Origin of the sequence: Paenibacillus typhae, from assembly GCF_900099765.1 — a bacterium.
Classification (GTDB): Bacteria; Bacillota; Bacilli; order Paenibacillales; family Paenibacillaceae; genus Paenibacillus_AQ; species Paenibacillus_AQ typhae.
Genome location: NZ_FNDX01000055.1, coordinates 5,295 through 22,764, shown reverse-complemented (window position 1 = coordinate 22,764; position 17,470 = coordinate 5,295). Strand labels below are relative to the sequence as shown.

Here is a 17,470-nt window from a genome sequence, read left to right as displayed (position 1 = left end):
GACGCCTTAACCGCATTGTTGGCTGAGGAACTCGCACAGCAGCTGCCAATATAGCTTTCACAGTGAGAATATCACCAGACTGTTCTTAGACTTTTCATGCCAAGTACCTCGATCTTAACTCGTTCTTCGCACGCATTCCGTACATACTTTGCACGCATGCGGGACATACCTGACATGCGCCTGGTACCGGCTTAACGTGATATATTAGCGCGCCGCAATCAGCGCCGCGTTCGATCAGGCAAAGAGGCAGCTGAAGCTGCAGCCGCGCCGAGTGACAGGATCGGGTCAAAGGCGCGGATACCGAGCTGCTTCTCCAGCTCGGCCGCAAGCCCGATGGTGGCGAAGCCGGTGCACGCCAGCACAATTGCATCGGCTCCGCGTTCGACGAGCCGGGCTGCACCGGCAAGCGCGCCGGCCCGTCCGGCTGGTGTACCGAGATCCAGCGTAGTCGTTACGCCGTCAGGGCGGTCCATGCCCATATAGGCGTCACCAAGAATACCGCGGATCAACGGCGGCACCTCCGTAAGGATTGTCAGGACACCGATCCGGCTGCTGCAGGTCAATGCCAGATGCGCGGCGCAGGAGCCTGCACCGAACACCGGAACCTTGACCGCCGCCCTTGCTTCCGCAAGGGCCGGATCTGCAGCACAGCTGATGCCGATCGCAGTACAGCCTTCCGCTTCAAGCTGCCGGGCAAGTTCAATAATCTTTGGCACCGATTCCGCTTCCGTCTCGTCGTTGTACACGCCCCGGGGCTGGTCCGGAATGCAGCGGCTGAGCACCGGCAGGCCGTAGCGGTCTTCAATCAGCGCCCCATGCAGATGGACAGCAGACTCATCCTGCAGCGTAATCACACGTATCATTCCAAGCATCCTTATCTCCCCCTGATCAAACATCGTAATTAGTCCGTCCTAGTGCTGTTCCCGGTCAGACATACACGGAGCCGTATGGCCGACAGCTTCCGGCCCATTTCCCTGCCGCTGGTATGAGCAGCATCTCTGCCTATATAAGCTCCCCGGCACGCATAATCAGCTTCCCGTCGATATAAACATCCGGCTTCATCACTACAGCGTCGATATGTACGCCTGCTGCAACCGTTCCGCCGAAGGTATTATTGCTGCCGAACGCCACATGGATCGTGCCGTAGACCTTCTCGTCCTCCAGCACCACTCCGGTAATTCTGGCCTTGTTATTGGTACCGATGCCGAATTCCCCGAGCAGGCGTCCGTCGCCTGAACCAAGCATCTCCAGCAGCTTGTCACCGCCTTCACCATCAGCTGCGGTCAGACAGCCCTGCTCAACGCTCAGCACCAGCGGGCTGTTCAGCGCACCGATTCCAGCGATTGAGCCGTCCACAACAATCTGCCCGGCCGCAGTGCCTTCCAGCGGCGCGATAAAAGCCTCACCGGACGGCAGATTGCCTGATTCACCGGGATTCAAGTATAGTCCGGTGCTCAGCACGCCGTCCCTGCCGTCAATCGAGAAGCGGAGGCTGAGCCCGTCCTTCTCTACGCGGACCTCACGGCCTGCGGACAGCAGCGCGGCCACCTGCTCGGTCAGTTCCTTGACCTGCGCATAATCTGCCGTAATCGCACCGTGGCTGAACATATCGTCTGTCATCCCCGGCATGGTCGCCACCCGGGTTCCTGCTGCGGCCGCCTGTTTACGGGCCGCCGTATGTGTCATGGAATGTGTTGTTATGCATACCGCCACATCCGCCTTGGCCATCGCTTCGGCAATTGGAGCAGGCGGCTCTTCACCGGATTTGCTGCGCGGCTTCATGACCAGCAGCATGGACTCAGCGCCCAGCCGCTTGCCTGCCTCGTACACGGATTCGGCAAGCTCACGCTTGTCATCATCGGCTACAACAGCCAGCAGCTCGCCGCTGCGCAGCCCCAGGCAATCTTTTAGAACATTCATGCTGATACCTGTTCTTGCTTCACTCATGTTAACTTCCTCCTGATTACACCATTTCTGCTATCAGCTTGCCCATCAGGGCATTCGACAGCACCGCGGGCACTCCTGCTGAAGCTGCCCATTGTCTATGCTGCTCCACATAGCCCATACAGTCAAGTACCAGGACGTCAGCCTCGCCCCGCAGCCGCTCGGCAGCAGCGCGGAAATCACTTTCCGTACCGGTATACGGCGATGCCGCAGCAAAGGGAACCCGCACGCCGGAAGCGGCGAACTTCTCATTCATACTGTCCTCCTGCTCCGGCAGCGGACCGATCAGCCCCAGGCGGCTGCTGCCCAGCATGGCCTGCACGACAGGCGGAATGATTCTATCCGGCTCCAGCAGATGGGCACGTTTCGTATGCAGCCCCGGAAACACACCGGTGCAGAGCAGCAGAATCGTAGTGATCCCGTCCGCTTCCATTGTATCAATCTTCCCCTGCAGCACCGGTGCGATCCGCTCCCGGGAAATAACTGCCGCCGACCCGTCCGCCATGCGGGTAGTCAATACATACTCCCCGGCCTGCGGACTAAAAAGCTCACGCACCTGTTCAGCAGTATAGCCGTCCAGTACCCCGGCCTGTACCAGTCCGGCCCGCCCGTCCAGCTGCTTTTCGATAATCGGTGCCACATCCGAACGCGGGGTCTGGCCGATTGTAATCATGCCGATATTGTTCAAGCTGTTCCCTCCTGACAATCCCTGTTTCTTTATCATGCTTTCCCGGCACCCGGGTTCCAAAATTCTCCCCCGTTACACTTCCCTCAGCTTAAATTTCAAGTCCACTCCACCTGATATACAAATGGCGCTGAACCGCTTCAGCGCCACTGGCTCCTATACTGTTAAAGGACTGTTAATGGGAAGCCACTGCCGGCCGGCCCAAAGTCTGCAGCACATTCATTGAACCATACAGTTCAGTAATGCGTGCGAACTCCTCCTCGTTATAGAAGGAGCAAGTCCCCTGTGTCACTTCTTTGGCCGTTTCAATGGCAAAACGCACCGCCTGGGCGATATCCACTTCATGGCTTGCCCCCGTGCCGCAGCCGGGAACCATGGACTGGGCAGTAATCGCCAGCCCCACAACCGGTGCCGATGTAGCTACCGCAGGCTGGAGAATGGAGTTGATATGGTACAGCCCATTCCCGTATGGCGTAATGTCCTGTGTCGTCACAGGAAAAGTAACCGGATACTGGCCGGTCGTCATTTCCTTGATCCGCAGCAGATCCTCACTGACCCGCAGAATGTAGCCTTCCTTGACAGTAGGTGAGATGGCAATGCCTTTGTGGTTGACTACTCTGTTGCCCTTGGTCGTGTCAATGGACAGCACGGCTTCCATCTCAGGCAGCACCTCATGCTCATTCATCTGCAGAATGTCTACCGGGGAATCCATGAAATCCACCGGCTCATGCGGCAGCGTCGGCGCATCCGGGCAGATATGCGTTGTAATCAGCACATCCCCTTTCAGCACATCCCCTTTGGCCTGCATGTCCGCCAGCTTGAGTGCTGCAGCAACAGCCGCAACTGCCCCGTCTGCGTCAGAGACGATCCCGATCCGGCTTGGACGGGCGCCGATTCCGCCGAGACGGCCGACAATGCCGAAAGTAGGCGCGCTGCCTCCGTTAAGTTTACCCTCGCTGCCCGGAATCGTAATTTTAACGAATTCTGTGCTGCCTTTTTCACCCTCTACCTTTTGAACAAGGACCTCAATCCCGGAATAATCAGAAAATAACTGCCTGATCTGCTCCCCGTTCACATAAGCGCTATCCATTGTGTTCATTACAGTAATCGTTTGCTGAAGTGCCATTCTATTCCCTCCCGGATGTCGATCTCAAGATTGTAATGTTAGCATTTATACTATCGTAAAGTCAGAAATGTCCACAATGTACCGCCCTGCCAAAACTAACGCGGGTTTCTTGTCCTTTGCAGATAAACCTGACGTCCCGCGTATGCTCTTTACCGGCAGCAAATGTTTCATAGAAGAAGTAGACATACCCTTTTGGAAGCAGGCATGATATGGTAGCTTATGAAGCTTACAGACAGAAACATCTACCCTAGAGCCATTACATAGCAGGAGGTTATTTTATGCTACAGCAACAGCAGGCGGCGGCCATGCAATCAGAAGCGGAGGCGGCGGGATTCTCGGGGTCTTTTCTCGTAAAAAGCACTGGTAATGCTGCAGTCTCCGGCGCATACGGATACGCTAACAAAGCTGAGGAGATACTCAACCGTCAGGATACGCGGTTCGGGATTGCCTCCGGCTGCAAGCTGTTTACAGCGATTGCCGTGTGCCAGCTGGTAGAGCAGGGCAGGCTTGCACTGGAGAGCAGCGTTATGGATATACTGGAGCGCTCCTCTTTTCCCCTTTTCAGCACCAGTTTTACTGTGCATCAGCTGCTGACCCACAGCTCCGGGATTCCGGATTATTTTGATGAAGAGATAATGGAGGATTTCACCAAGCTATGGATAACCCGGCCAATGTACCTGCTCAGGCGGCTTGAGGATTTTGTGCCGATGTTCCGTGACCTGCCGATGGCTTCTGAGCCAGGTGCCAGATTCCATTACAACAATGCCGGTTACATTCTGCTCGGACTGCTCGTTGAGAAGCTTAGCGGGTTAACCTTTACGGATTATGTGGAGCAGTATATTTTTGCCAAATGCGGAATGAAGGATTCGGGATACTTTGCACTGGACGCGCTGCCCGGTAATACAGCTCAGGGGTATATTATAAAAGAAGACAGCACATGGACTACCAACATCTATTCCATCCCGGTTCAGGGGGGCGCCGACGGCGGAGCATTCACGACCGCTCCTGATATGCTGCTGCTGTGGGAGGGGCTGCTTCAGCATAAGCTGCTGGGTCCGGAGATGACCGCCCTGCTGCTAACGCCGCATATCCATGAAGAGAAGGATAATTACTACGGGTACGGGGTGTGGATTACGAAGCGTGACGGCGGGGTGTTCAAATATCATGTGATGGGCTATGATCCCGGCGTATCCTTCCACTCTGCCCACTATCCGGCCAGCGGTACGACCGCTGCAGTCCTCTGCAACGAGAGCCGGGGAGCTTACCGGATGCTGCAGGCCGTAGAGCGTAATCTGAACAGTAAGAGAGAAAGCTGAGGCGAATCATTGTGAAAAATAAAGTGGTTATGGCCATCATGATCCTTTCTCTAATTACGTCGTTAATTACCTTTGCGCAGTCTCACCTGCGGACAGCCACGGGTCAGGGTTCAGCTGAACAGCAGATCCGCAGCCGGATTTTTGACCTGTCTGACCGGCAGATGAAGGAAGCCATTGCAGCCGGAAAAGGGGATTTGCCGTCAGTCACGGCCTTTCGTTCAGGGCAGAGCCTCCCTGTTCTCGGAAGTTCCATGACCGTTCCGCAGCCGGCAGTCAACGTTAATACGCCGTATTACTATATCGCAATGATGTCTTACAATGCTTTCAGCCAAGGCCGTAAGTATTCTCTCAGCGATGCGAAGAAGATAAATACACAGTTGTCCGGCTTGGGGCAGCTGGGATTCAGCGTCAAAGCTGCCGGGGATACCCCTCATTTCACCGATCATATCAGCATCAAGCTTAAGCAGGGGGCAGCAATATTGGAGCCGGACAGCATAACCGGAAACGACGGTACAGCTGATCAGGACGGGACGGGCAGCGGGCGCTATTCCAAAATCCTGATCCCCTATTTCAATACAAGCAGAATCGACTTCAGCCAGCCCGCCGAGCTGATCTATCTGGATGAAGAACTGAATCAGTCCGTAACATATGAGGTGGATTTTGCGAAAATAAATTAAAAAAACTGCCGGGAGTTCCCCGGCAGTCTGGACGTACGGGACTGCAAATGTTCCGTACGTTTTTATTAAATTGCGGATCTAGTACCGCGTAACGCCGTCCTTCGTCACCAGCGCGAACACCAGCGGCTGCGGCGGAACCGGCTCGGCGGAGATGCGGTAAGCTTCCAGCACCTTGGCTTCCGCTTCCTGCACCTTGCTCTCGCTGGCGTCATTCACATGCAGCACGGCAAGGGTATCGCCTGCGGCAACAGCATCGCCGACCTTCAGGGCCAGCTGGATGCCGACAGCCAGGTCAATCTGCGATTCCTTGGTCTCGCGGCCTGCGCCGAGCAGCATGGCGGCTACGCCGATCTCCTCGGCCTGAATGCTCTCCACGAAGCCTGCGGAAGCAGCCTTCACCTCAAGGAAGCGGCTGGCCGACGGCAGCGTGTCCGGCGACTCAACCTGCGTTACATCCCCGCCCTGTGCGGATACCATCTGCTTGAACTTCTCAAGGGCGCTGCCGTCCTCGATGTGCGACAGCAGAATGGAGCGGGCTTCCGTCTCATCCTTCGCCTTGCCGCCCAGCACCAGCATCTGGCTGCCCAGAATGAGGCAGACCTCCTGCAGGTCCTTCGGCCCCTGGCCCTTCAGCGTCTCGATGCCTTCCTTGATCTCCAGCGCGTTGCCGATGCCGAAGCCCAGCGGCTGGTCCATATCGCTGATCACGGCTACGGTGTTACGGCCGAGATGCGTGCCGATATCAACCATGGCCTGTGCCAGGGCGATCGAATCGTCGAGCGTCTTCATGAACGCACCGCTGCCGGTTTTGACGTCAAGCACGATGGCGTCTGCGCCGGCGGCGATTTTTTTGCTCATGACGGAGCTGGCAATCAGCGGAATGGATTCCACCGTTGCGGTCACGTCACGCAGCGCATACAGCTTCTTGTCGGCAGGCGTAATGTTGCCGGACTGGCCGATAACAGCCGCGCCGATCTCCCCGACCTGGGCGAAGAACTGCTCACGGCCCATCTCCACCGAGAAGCCGGAGATCGACTCCAGCTTGTCGAGGGTGCCGCCGGTATGACCCAGACCGCGTCCGGACATTTTGGCGACCGGCACGCCGGCAGAAGCCACCAGCGGGGCAAGTACTACGGTTGTCTTGTCGCCTACGCCCCCGGTGGAATGCTTGTCCACCTTGATACCGGCGATCGGGCTAAGATCCACCTGGTCGCCGGACATCGCCATCTCCAGTGTCAGATCGCCGGTTTCCCGCGCGTTCATCCCCCGGAAGTAGACTGCCATGGCCCAGGCAGAGATCTGGTAATCAGGGATTTCACCTTTGCTGTAGCCCTGCACCAGGAATGCAATTTCTTCACGGCTCAGCTCGCCGCCGTCTCTTTTTTTCTGAATCAGATCAACTGCACGCATTAGTTTTGCACCTCACGGATAATGGCTCTAACGAGCCCGATAATTTAGTTTACAGCCCAAGCAGAACGCGGGTAATGTTCAGCCTACATGTTAGGAATGAAGGCCAGCACCAGCTTCAAAAAGCGCTCGCGCACACGTTCCGCCGTCTCCATAACCTCGGCATGATTCAGCGGCTGGTCCAGAATACCGGCAGCCATGTTGGTAATACAGGAGATGCCCAGCACCTCAAGGCCTGCGTGACGGGCTACAATAGTCTCCGAAACGGTAGACATCCCCACAGCATCCGCACCGAGGACGCGCAGCATCACGATCTCTGCAGGTGTTTCATAGTTAGGACCAAGCAGGCCGGCATAGACGCCTTCCTTGAACTCAAAATTTTGCGCTGCCGCAGCTTCCTTCGCCACTGCAATCAGACGCGGGCTGTAAGCAGCCGACATGTCCGGGAAACGTACGCCGAGTGCATTATCGTTTGGTCCGATCAGCGGATTGCGGCCGGTCAGGTTGAGATGATCGGTAATCAGCATCAGATCGCCCGGGGTATAGCCCTTGTTCACACCGCCAGCGGCATTGGTCACAAGCAGGCTGGTTACCCCAAGCTCCTTCATAACCCGTACCGGGAACGCCGTTGTCTCAGGGCCATAACCTTCATACATATGGAAACGGCCTTTCATCATGACTACGCGGCGTCCTTCGATCAGACCGATCAGCAGCTCGCCTTCGTGGCCTTCAACGGTCGATACCGGAAAATGCGGAATTTCATTATATGGAATGACAACTTCATCTGTGATCAGATCTGCCAGCACACCCAGTCCGGAACCGAGGATCAGGCCGATTTCCGGCGCTACGGTGCATTGATCTTTGATATAGGCTGCTGCCTCTTGAATATGGTTTTGAGTTACTGCCATGGTTGATTGCCTCCTTGAGGGTATAAGGTTCGTTATTTAAGTTCTGCCAAAAAGCTTGTCCCGTACTGCGGCGCCTTTGCCCCGAAATTGTCGGCAATCGTGGCGGCTACATCAGAGAAGGTCTGGCGGATGCCCAGGCTGCCAGGGTTCTTGAATCTCGGGCTGTACACCAGCAGCGGCACATATTCACGTGTATGATCCGTTCCGCTGTGGATCGGGTCATTACCGTGGTCGGCGGAAATAATCAGCAGATCGTCTTCGCCCAGTGTGGACAGCAGCTCCGGAATCGCCTCGTCGAATACTTCCAGCGCACGTCCATACCCTTCCGGATCACGGCGGTGCCCGTACAGGGAATCAAAGTCTACCAGATTAGTGAACAGGAAGCCGTCAAACGGCTTGCGAAGCTCATCAATCGTGATCTGGATGCCATGCTCATTGCTCTTGGTTGGATACGAGGCAGTAACCCCTTCCCCGGTGAAAATATCGTTGATTTTGCCGACGGCAATCACATCCTTGCCGATATCCTGCAGCGCGTTCATCACGGTCGGTTCAGGCGGCTTAACGGCATAGTCATGACGGTTAGGCGTACGCTTGAAATCTCCCGGCTGGCCGACATAAGGACGGGCAATAACACGTCCTACCGAAAATTCGGGAGCCATGGTCAGCTCGCGGGCGATTTTGCAGGCGCTGTACAGCTCTTCAAGCGGAATGATATCCTCATGGGCAGCGAGCTGGAATACACTGTCTGCGGACGTGTACACGATCCAGGCACCAGTCTTCATCTGTTCTTCGCCGTATTCCACCAGAATTTCAGTACCGGAGGCCGGTTTGTTTCCGATTACCTTGCGGCCCGTGGCCGTTTCGAATTTCTCAATCAGCTCTGCAGGGAACCCGTCCGGATACACGTTAAAAGGAACCTCGATCTTCAGTCCCATTAGCTCCCAGTGGCCGGTCATCGTATCCTTGCCTACCGATACCTCCTGCATTTTGCCGTAGTATCCGGTCGGTTCAGCTACCGGTTCAAGCGGCGGCAGGGCAGCAATGTTGGCCAGACCCAGTTTTTGCAGGTTCGGCAGCTTCAGTCCGGGTACCCGCTCCAGAATATGGCCCAGTGTGTGGGAACCCTTGTCCCCAAAACCTTCGGCATCCGGCGCTTCGCCGATCCCTACACTATCAAGCACTATAAATCCGATCCGTTTAAATGATGACATTATATCATTCACTCCTTCGCAGTATTCATAACCTTATTCATATCCTTGGGAAAGAACCATCCGGAGAATCCCGTGTCCGGCCATTCTTTCAGTATGATTCCATCATAACGATCTTACTCATAAAAAGCATCTTTTTAAGCCCGGGGGTGATGGCTCTCGTAGACTTCCTTCATATTCTTGCGGGCAATGCCGCTGTATACCTGTGTAGTCGAGATATCGGCATGACCCAGCATCTGCTGGACCGACCTAAGATCCGCACCGCCCTCCAGCAGATGCGCAGCGAACGAATGCCTCAGGGTATGCGGGGTAATATCCTGCGCGTGCGCGATATCGGCTTCCCGCGCATATTTCTTGATGATTTTCCAGAAGCCCTGCCGGGTCAGCCGTCCGCCGAGACTGTTCAGGAACAACGCGGGCTCCTCCCTGCTGCTGCGCAGCAGCTTGTCCCGCATCCCGTCCGTATACCGCGCAACACTGTCTGCGGCAATCGTCCCGATCGGGATAATCCGCTCCTTGCCCGATGCTGAGCTGCAGCGGGCATATTTCAGCCCTGTCTGCACATCCCCGACATCCAGCGAGATCAGCTCGGAAACCCTGATGCCGGTAGCATACAGCAGCTCCAGCATTGCCTTATCGCGCATCCCCTGCGGGCCTGTTACATCAGGAGCGGCCAGCAGCCGCTCCACTTCCCCGATGCTGAGGATCATCGGCGGCTTCTTGCTGGGCTTTATTTTGTCCATCTCCAGGGTCGGGTCCTGGCTGATCTGCCGGGTTTTCAGCAAATAATGAAAAAAAGCACGCAGCGATACCGTGCTCCGGTTAACAGTAGCCACCGCCCTTCCGGCTCCGCGGAGCTCGGCAAGATACTGGAGAAGATGCGTTCTTCTTATTTCGTCCGGCGAAGCGATCCCCCGCCCGGCTGCAAACTCTAAAAACTGCGAAATATCCCGCCCGTAAGATTCAAGCGTGCTTGGGGACAAACCCTTATCCTCGGAGAGATACTGCATAAAAGGCTGCAAATGCGACTTCATTCGTTCACGCTCCTGTCTGCTCAGGCTGCTTATCGCGGCTATGCAGCATTTAGGCATATGATTTTCAAATTTAATCTACAACGCTTCATTCGACAGACTTCTAGCTTTTTCCTGCTTGTGGCCCCGGTCTCACTCCCCGTACCAGTAATACAGCCGCAGGCGTTCAGCTGCGTTAAGCTCGTCACCGGTACGCGGTACATCCTGAAATGCCCGGACGGCCGAGCCTTCGGGAATGTCATAATGGTCAACCGGACTGATCCAGCCGCCGATCCAGTTCAGAGCATAATAGAGCAGACAGCTAAAAGCAACCAGCAGGGTCATGAAATACAGCCGGCGCACTGTTTTGGGTACAGACACTATCATAAGATTACCTCCCGAAGGTTTCATCGAGTACAGGTGAGTGCCAATGGAGCAGCTACCTGAAATCGACTCGTCCTACACTTTATGCGCCGGTCTTAATGGTTATGTACTGCCAGATTTGAAAAAGCCCCCTCCGGCTGATACCGGAGAGAGCTTGTGCGGTAATTCCTCATCTATAAGCTTTATTCGGGAGCGCTGCCGTCCGCTGCATTTTTGTCCTTACAACGGTGGCAAATCCCGTGAAAATCAAGTCTATGATCAAGCACCGTAAAATTAAATTCGTTCTCAAGCCGCTCTTCCAGCGGTCCCAGCCAGTCCTCACGGATCTCGTCCATGGAGCCGCACTGTACACAGATCAGATGATGATGATGATGCTTGGCCGTATCCGTCCGCAAATCATAGCGGGCAACGCCGTCACCGAAATTGATTTTCTCCACGACATGAAGCTCGCTGAGCAATTCCAGGGTACGATATACGGTGGCAAGACCGATCTCGGGAGCCTTTTCTTTTACAAGCATAAACACATCTTCCGCGCTCAAATGATCCTCTTCGTTCTCCAGCAGCACTCTTAAGGTTGCTTCCCGTTGGGGCGTAAGCTTATATCCTTGGGATTGTAGCTGTTGTTTAATCTTGTCTATCCGGGCTTCCACCTATCTCCCTCCCCCTTGGAAAATTACCGCACCGGGCACAAAACCACTTCTATATTATAGGGGGTGTTCCTTTGAGAAGTCAAACGCTTTTAGAATCATTTTAAATTACGGATATTCACAAAAAAAAAGGACCCCGTCAGCGTCCGGCGGGGTCAAGTTCTATTATAAGGGGGTCATGGGATTACTATAAGCCCTGAAGCTTAAAACAGGATGAAAGAGAGATAAAGGTTTGATGAAACGGGGCTTTATCTACTCAAATATCAGACCAGCATCGGTGTAACCCAGCGCATCATGGCCGGCGTTACCCAGGCTTCGAATCCCGAAACACCGAGAACCAGCACAGCCATGCCCAGAGAAAGCAGTGTATACATGGCAAAAGGCCGGGTTACCGGTGTACGCCTGCCGCCAAGCACGCGGCTGCGGATCATCAGCAGGGAGAAGGCAATGGCAGCAGCGCTGCTGACCAGCAGCACCGGAATCAGAATCAGGTTATGGGGCGCGACGGAGACCAGCGCGAACAGCAGCCCGTGCCAGGAGTACTCGCTGACCATGCAGCCGACGGTAAAGCCGATCAGCACGCCTTTGAGAAAATCAAGAATGAGAATTCCCGGCAGCCCGATCACCGATAAGCCCAGAATCCAGATCAGCCCCACCCATTTCAGGTTCAGCGCGGCTATGCTCCAGTAAGAATCCGGGGCGGCCGGCAGCCCCTGCTGATCCACGGTCACAAAGAAATTACCGAGATAATCCCCCAGCTCCTGCTGCTGATCGAGCGTCAGGCTGCTGACAATCAGCGCCCCGAACACAACCCCGACCAGAAATAATACCGCAACAAAAATATAAAGAGGCGTCTGTTCCTTGATCATCAGCCGCAAACTGCGCATAGGGACGTTCTCCTTTCAGGTCACATGTTACACCATATGAGGAAACGTCCCGCTCTATGACTTGTCCTGCGGACAAGAAGGGATTAGCTTTGCGATCTGTCCACCTTACCGTAGGTTCCGCCTCCGCCTGAAGTCAGCGCCAGCCGGCCGCTGCGGGCCAGGACGATCTGCGCTGCCAGCTCAGAGCCGGCTACTGCGGCCAGCTCAGCTTCGCCGGCACGGTGCAGTATGTTCATCTCCGTGCCGAAAGCGGCCAGCAGTGCGTTCATCCTGGCCTTGCCCAGCCCCGGGATGAATTCCAGCGGAACCTGGTAATGGTAAGGCGGACGGTGGGCGGGAACAAGCGGCTGCTCCCGGTCGGCGATGTGCAGGATGCGGTCGAATACGCCCTGTACAAGCTTGGTGCTGCCGCAATAGGGACAGCGCTCCGAGGTGGCTGCCGCTTCATCGATAATACTGCCGCACCCGGAGCAATAGCTCCGGTGATATTTGCCGAGCCGCGGGTTAAGGCCAAAATTGGCGCTTACCCTCCGCCCTTCCTGACGTGCAAGCGCCAGCCGGAATTCGTTGAACGACGGGGCGGCCAGTTCGAGTACATTGTATTCGCGTCCGATTTTGCCAAGGGAATGGGCATCGGAATTGGTCAGGAAGGAATAACGGTCCAGCTCGGAGATGTACCCGGCCATTTCAGAATCAGCGCTGAGGCCAAGCTCTACAGCCGCAATCTGCCCCAGATCAAACAGCTCGGCCATCCGCTCCGCCGAACAGCCGTACAGCCCCTTGTGCGGTGTAAAAATATGAGCCGGAATCAGCAGGCCGCCCCGTCCGTATATTTCCTCCTGCAGCACTTTTGAGGAGGCATACAGCCGCTGCGAGCTGAGGCTGACATTGCGCATATGCCGGCTCATCCACGCGCTGAAATCCTCCATTGCCGCAAGGTCCGGCATGAAAGCCAGTACATGGCACTCCTTGCGGCCCGGTTCCCGTATCTCAATTTCAGTGCCGAGCAGAATCGTCGTTCCCCGGTAGGCAATCCCGCCGCCTGCCGCTTCAGTCATCTCACCCGACATCAGCAGATCACGGATATCCTGCATGACGCCGGGCGAATGGCTGTCAATGATGCCGATGAGCTCTATTCCTTTGCGTTCAGCCGCTTCTTTGGCAATATTGGCAAAGGTGAGGTCGCGGCTGCCGCTGATTTTGACAGCTGCTCCCGCAGAGGTCCTGCCGATATGGACATGCAGATCACAGTAGAAGCTGTGCAGCCCCCGCTCTAGTGCCATTGGCCTGTCAGGGTGTAGAGGTGCCAGGCGTAGACGGCCATCATCGTTTTGGCATCGGCAATCCGTCCGTCTGCAATGTACTGGTAGGCTTCCTCCAGCGTCAGCTCGGACACCTCAAGAAACTCATCTTCATCCAGTGCCATTTCCCCCGGCTGGGCGTCCTCGGTCACATACAGATGAATCATTTCATCCGCAAAGCCCGGCGAGGTATAAAAAGACTTCAGCAGCTTCAGCTCTCCGCTGTGAAAGCCTGTCTCCTCCTGCAGCTCACGGCCTGCCGCTTCCAGCGGGTCCTCGCCCTTGTCCAGCTTGCCGGCCGGAATCTCCACCTCTGTGCGGTGCATCGGCTGGCGGTACTGCTCCACCACCAGCATTTTATTATTATTCAGCGCAAGCACGGCCACGGCTCCTGGATGCTTCACAACCTCCCGTGTAGCACTGTTTCCGTCCGGCAGTTTCACCGTATCCACCTGCAGGGTGATGATTTTACCTTCAAAAATCGGCTGCGTGGACAAAGTCTCTTCGTCTAGTGCAGGGTTGCTGTGCAATTCATTTTTTTTCATAGATTCATGGTCTCCTTTAGCTGGATTCTGCATAGGGTGTATTATAGCAAACTTAAGGGGAAAGAAGGAATGCAAGCATGAACGACATCCTTATCCGTACCAGCAGATCAGCCGTTACAGTCGCAGGCAAGCCTGAGCAGATTAAAGCCGTTATAGCAGGATGGATCGAACGGTACGGACGCGATATGCCTTTGTCCTACGTCCTTCTGCTGCAGGCAGAAACACGGGTTAACCCGCCCAAAGCCGGCTGAATGCCGCCCTCCTTCGCCCACCGGTAACAACAAGGAGCTGATCCCGGCTTTACCGGAAACAGCTCCTTGTTTCATATAGCGCAGCCGCAGCGGCGGACAGGCTTTATTCCTTTACACTTTCCTTAACAATGGCTACGACAAGCTCTGCCGCTTTGACGAGGTCATCGGCCTTGATCCGTTCCTTGGTCGTATGAATATGCTCATAGCCGATGGCGAGGTTCACTGTCGGCACCTTCAGTCCGTTAAATACATTGGCGTCACTGCCGCCGCCGGATGGGAACAGACGGGTTGTCAGGCCCAGGGAAGTGATTGCACGATCCGCCAGCTGCACTACCGTATCATTTTCATTAAAGCTGAATGCCGGATAAATAATCTCACTGCGGAACTCGCATTCCGCACCGTATTCACGGACGGTCGTTTCGAGCGCTTCGCGCATCGAGGCAATCTGCAGCTCTACCTTCTCCTGCACAATACTGCGTGCTTCCGCATCCAGCTGCACATGGTCACAGACGACATTGGTCGGGCCGCCGCCGGCAAATTTACCGATATTCGCTGTCGTTTCACTATCGATCCGGCCGAGCTTCATTGCGGAAATCGCCTTGCTCGCAACCTGAATCGCACTGATTCCGTCTTCAGGGTTAACGCCGGCATGGGCGGATTTGCCGATAATCTGCATCGTAATTCTGGCCTGAGTCGGTGCAGCGACTGCAATGGAGCCAACCTCACCGTTGGAATCCAGAGCGAAGCCCATATCCGCATCCAGATGGCTTGCGTCCATAGCCCGTGCGCCAAGCAGCCCGGATTCTTCGCCTGCGGTGATAACGAACTGGATTTGTCCGTGAGGAATCTTCTGCTCCTGAATCACGCGGATCGCTTCGAACAGTGCCGCCAGCCCCGCTTTATCATCGGAGCCGAGAATCGTCGTGCCGTCGCTGGTAATCCAGCCGTCTTCGCCAAGCGAAGGCTTAATGCTTTTGCCGGGAACAACGGTATCCATATGGCAGGTGAACAGCAGCTTGGGTGCAGCAGCACCGCTGTCTGCCGCCCAGGTCACGAACAGATTGCCTGCTCCGTGTCCGGTGCGCTCCATGGAGTTGTCTTCGATGGCAGTCAGGCCGAGGGCGCTGAATTTTTCTTTTAAGACATCGGCAATCTGCCGCTCATTTCCGGTTTCGCTGTCCACCTGGACAAGCTCCATGAACTCCTGAATCAATCGGTCTCGTACTATCACTGGACTTCCCTCTCTTTCACAGATACGTTACAATAGTGGTATATAGCCTGAACTTAGAAATGAATGACAGGCAGCATTCTTAAGTTCACCTTCTGTAATGCCTATAATTTACACTTACACTAATCCTAAAGGAGTCACACATGAATCGTCAAAAATGGTTCCGCATCGTCATTTATATCATGCTGATCGCGATGGTCGCCTCAACCCTGCTGATGGTAGTTGAGCCTTTCCTGGCCGGTTAAGGACAGGCCCTATAAGCTTAATAACAGCGTCCGGCATTTGCCGGGCGCTGTTTGCTGTGTCACGGCAAATGTGCTGCCGCTGATTAATAGATCTTCGTATCCGGCGTATAGCTTTCCAGATTATCTTTTACGCGCTGCAGGAACCGGCCGCAGATGACACCGTCGAGAATCCGGTGATCCAGCGACAGGCAGATGTTCGCCATCGAGCGGACGGCAATCATGTCGTTGATGACGACCGGCTTTTTGACAATCGATTCAAACGTCAGGATCGCTGCCTGCGGGTAGTTGATGATCGGATAAGACAGGATGGAACCGAAAGAACCGGTGTTATTGACTGTAAAGGTGCCGCCCTGCATATCATCCAGGCGCAGCTTGCCTTCACGGGTCTTCTGGGCCAGCTCGTCGATCTCACGGGCGAGGCCGGCGATGTTCTTCTGATCAGCCTTTTTGATCACCGGGGTCATCACGGAATCCTCGGTACCGACCGCCAGCGCGATGTTGATGTCGCGTTTGACGATGATTTTGTCCACGGCCCAGACGGAATTCATAATCGGGTAATCTTTAATCGCACTAACGACTGCTTTCATCATAAAGGCCAGATACGTCAGATTAATGCCTTCCTTGCGCTTGAACTCATCCTTGACCTTATTGCGCAAAATAACCAGATTGGTTACGTCCACTTCGATCATCGTCCAGGCATGCGGAATTTCCGAGACGCTCTGGCGCATTCTTGTCGCAATCGTGTTGCGGATCGGTGTAACGTCGATCAGGTACTCTGAGCTGCTGCCCAGTCCACCCTCAACCTCGATGGTCGGAATGCGCGGGGATTCACTCAGGTGAAGCCCCGAATTGCGCACCGGCTCCAGCTGCTCTTGCACCTCCGCCTGGATCGCCTGAAGCGCCGGCTGCTGCTGCGCTTCAGGCACCGGCCGGCCGGCTTGCCCCGCGCCGGCCGCGCCCGGATGTGCAGGCACGGATTGAACGGCGGCTGCGCCGCCGTTCTCAAGATAAGCCAGCACATCCTTGCGCGTGATGCGCCCGCCGAGCCCGGTGCCCGGCACGGCGCTAAGGTCAATGCGGTGCTCCGCTGCCAGCGTCTGCACCGCAGGTGAGTAGCGGGAGCGCATAGGCGCGTCCGCTGCTGAGAGAGACGGCGCTGCCGGCCGGACCGGCGCGGCTGGCGCGGCTGTTGCAGGCGCGGCTGCTGCCTGCGGGGCAGTGCCCGCTGCCGGCCGGACCGGCGCGGCTGGCGCGGCTGTTGCAGGCGCGGCTGCTGCCTGCGGGGCAGTGCCCGCTGCCGGTGCGGAGCTTCCGGCAGCACCAGCCACGGCGATGCGGGCGATGACCTCGCCGACGCTGATGACCTGGCCTTCCTCGGCCAGCAGCTCAACCAGCGTGCCTTCCACGGTGGAAGGCAGCTCGGCATTGACTTTATCCGTAATCAGATCGCAGATCGGCTCATATTCCTCTACGCGGTCGCCCGGCTGCTTCAGCCACTTGCCGATCGTAGCGGACACCAGCGATTCCGCCAGCTGCGGCATCACCACATCCGTCAGCTTAGTATTGTCAGACATATTGTCACTCCTCAAAGTTTTGTAAGCATATACTTCCTGGGATTACTTCGTACAAAACTCGCCTCGAAAGCATACGCTTAAAGTTTTGTAAGCATATGCTTCCTGAGATTACTTCGTACAAAACTCG

At 55.7% G+C, this 17,470-nt stretch carries 19 protein-coding genes; 4 read left to right on the top strand and 15 right to left on the bottom strand.

Going from position 1 to position 17,470, the window contains the following annotated elements; genetic code table 11:
- Positions 1–218 precede the first annotated feature (218 nt).
- The 4 genes from BLR64_RS26915 to BLR64_RS26900 form a co-directional block, all read right to left on the bottom strand.
- Positions 219–872, bottom strand: coding sequence for an aspartate/glutamate racemase family protein (locus tag BLR64_RS26915; protein ID WP_090719430.1), 654 nt, complete (start codon positions 870–872; stop codon positions 219–221).
- Positions 873–1,002: 130 nt separating this feature from the next.
- Complete coding sequence (locus BLR64_RS26910) at positions 1,003–1,947, bottom strand: aminopeptidase (RefSeq protein ID WP_090719428.1); 945 nt, start codon at positions 1,945–1,947, stop codon at positions 1,003–1,005.
- Positions 1,948–1,963: 16 nt separating this feature from the next.
- On the bottom strand, positions 1,964–2,632 hold the full coding sequence (locus BLR64_RS26905; RefSeq protein WP_244157862.1) for an AroM family protein: 669 nt from the start codon (positions 2,630–2,632) through the stop codon (positions 1,964–1,966).
- Positions 2,633–2,804: 172 nt separating this feature from the next.
- On the bottom strand, positions 2,805–3,755 hold the full coding sequence (locus BLR64_RS26900; protein ID WP_090719423.1) for a DUF1177 domain-containing protein: 951 nt from the start codon (positions 3,753–3,755) through the stop codon (positions 2,805–2,807).
- A 278-nt stretch (positions 3,756–4,033) separates the two neighbouring features.
- Between BLR64_RS26900 and BLR64_RS26895 the strand changes: the two genes are divergently transcribed.
- Positions 4,034–5,071 carry a serine hydrolase domain-containing protein gene (locus BLR64_RS26895; protein ID WP_090719421.1) on the top strand — a complete coding sequence of 346 codons (1,038 nt, stop codon included), beginning with the start codon at positions 4,034–4,036 and terminating at the stop codon, positions 5,069–5,071.
- 11 nt (positions 5,072–5,082) lie between these two features.
- Entirely contained in the window at positions 5,083–5,748 is a 666-nt protein-coding gene (locus BLR64_RS26890; RefSeq protein ID WP_090719419.1) for a hypothetical protein, read from the top strand.
- 78 nt (positions 5,749–5,826) lie between these two features.
- On the opposite strand, the gene BLR64_RS26885 is transcribed toward BLR64_RS26890, so the two are convergent.
- The 9 genes from BLR64_RS26885 to BLR64_RS26845 form a co-directional block, all read right to left on the bottom strand.
- A complete protein-coding gene (locus BLR64_RS26885; protein ID WP_090719418.1) occupies positions 5,827–7,158 on the bottom strand; it encodes a pyrimidine-nucleoside phosphorylase in 1,332 nt (443 codons plus the stop codon).
- 83 nt (positions 7,159–7,241) lie between these two features.
- Positions 7,242–8,063, bottom strand: a complete 822-nt coding sequence (locus BLR64_RS26880; protein WP_090719416.1) for a purine-nucleoside phosphorylase — start codon at positions 8,061–8,063, stop codon at positions 7,242–7,244.
- Positions 8,064–8,095: 32 nt separating this feature from the next.
- A complete protein-coding gene (gene deoB, locus BLR64_RS26875) occupies positions 8,096–9,274 on the bottom strand; it encodes a phosphopentomutase (protein ID WP_090719414.1) in 1,179 nt (392 codons plus the stop codon).
- A 134-nt stretch (positions 9,275–9,408) separates the two neighbouring features.
- On the bottom strand, positions 9,409–10,305 hold the full coding sequence (gene xerD / locus BLR64_RS26870; protein ID WP_090719413.1) for a site-specific tyrosine recombinase XerD: 897 nt from the start codon (positions 10,303–10,305) through the stop codon (positions 9,409–9,411).
- A 129-nt stretch (positions 10,306–10,434) separates the two neighbouring features.
- Positions 10,435–10,668, bottom strand: a complete 234-nt coding sequence (locus tag BLR64_RS26865; protein ID WP_167360795.1) for a DUF4227 family protein — start codon at positions 10,666–10,668, stop codon at positions 10,435–10,437.
- A 179-nt stretch (positions 10,669–10,847) separates the two neighbouring features.
- On the bottom strand, positions 10,848–11,315 hold the full coding sequence (gene fur, locus BLR64_RS26860; RefSeq protein ID WP_039875161.1) for a ferric iron uptake transcriptional regulator: 468 nt from the start codon (positions 11,313–11,315) through the stop codon (positions 10,848–10,850).
- A 260-nt stretch (positions 11,316–11,575) separates the two neighbouring features.
- Entirely contained in the window at positions 11,576–12,199 is a 624-nt protein-coding gene (spoIIM, locus tag BLR64_RS26855; RefSeq protein WP_090719410.1) for a stage II sporulation protein M, read from the bottom strand.
- 83 nt (positions 12,200–12,282) lie between these two features.
- Positions 12,283–13,482 (bottom strand): endonuclease Q family protein, encoded by a 1,200-nt coding sequence (locus BLR64_RS26850; RefSeq protein WP_090719408.1) that lies wholly within the window; start codon positions 13,480–13,482, stop codon positions 12,283–12,285.
- The gene (locus BLR64_RS26845; RefSeq protein WP_090719406.1) at positions 13,473–14,045 is read right to left on the bottom strand and encodes an NUDIX hydrolase; all 573 of its coding nucleotides are present in this window, start codon (positions 14,043–14,045) and stop codon (positions 13,473–13,475) included. Before BLR64_RS26845 ends, BLR64_RS26850 begins: the two co-directional genes overlap by 10 nt.
- A gap of 77 nt (positions 14,046–14,122) precedes the next feature.
- Between BLR64_RS26845 and BLR64_RS30460 the strand changes: the two genes are divergently transcribed.
- Entirely contained in the window at positions 14,123–14,296 is a 174-nt protein-coding gene (locus tag BLR64_RS30460) for a hypothetical protein (RefSeq protein WP_157890069.1), read from the top strand.
- A gap of 103 nt (positions 14,297–14,399) precedes the next feature.
- On the opposite strand, the gene BLR64_RS26840 is transcribed toward BLR64_RS30460, so the two are convergent.
- Positions 14,400–15,527: a M20/M25/M40 family metallo-hydrolase gene (locus BLR64_RS26840; protein ID WP_090719404.1), complete on the bottom strand. Its 1,128-nt coding sequence runs from the start codon at positions 15,525–15,527 to the stop codon at positions 14,400–14,402.
- 140 nt (positions 15,528–15,667) lie between these two features.
- On the opposite strand from BLR64_RS26840, the gene prli42 reads away from it, so the two are divergent.
- Positions 15,668–15,769, top strand: coding sequence for a stressosome-associated protein Prli42 (gene prli42, locus BLR64_RS26835; RefSeq protein WP_090719403.1), 102 nt, complete (start codon positions 15,668–15,670; stop codon positions 15,767–15,769).
- Positions 15,770–15,852: 83 nt separating this feature from the next.
- Here prli42 and BLR64_RS26830 read toward each other — a convergent pair whose 3' ends face one another.
- The gene (locus tag BLR64_RS26830; protein ID WP_090719401.1) at positions 15,853–17,343 is read right to left on the bottom strand and encodes a dihydrolipoamide acetyltransferase family protein; all 1,491 of its coding nucleotides are present in this window, start codon (positions 17,341–17,343) and stop codon (positions 15,853–15,855) included.
- Positions 17,344–17,470: the final 127 nt, after the last annotated feature.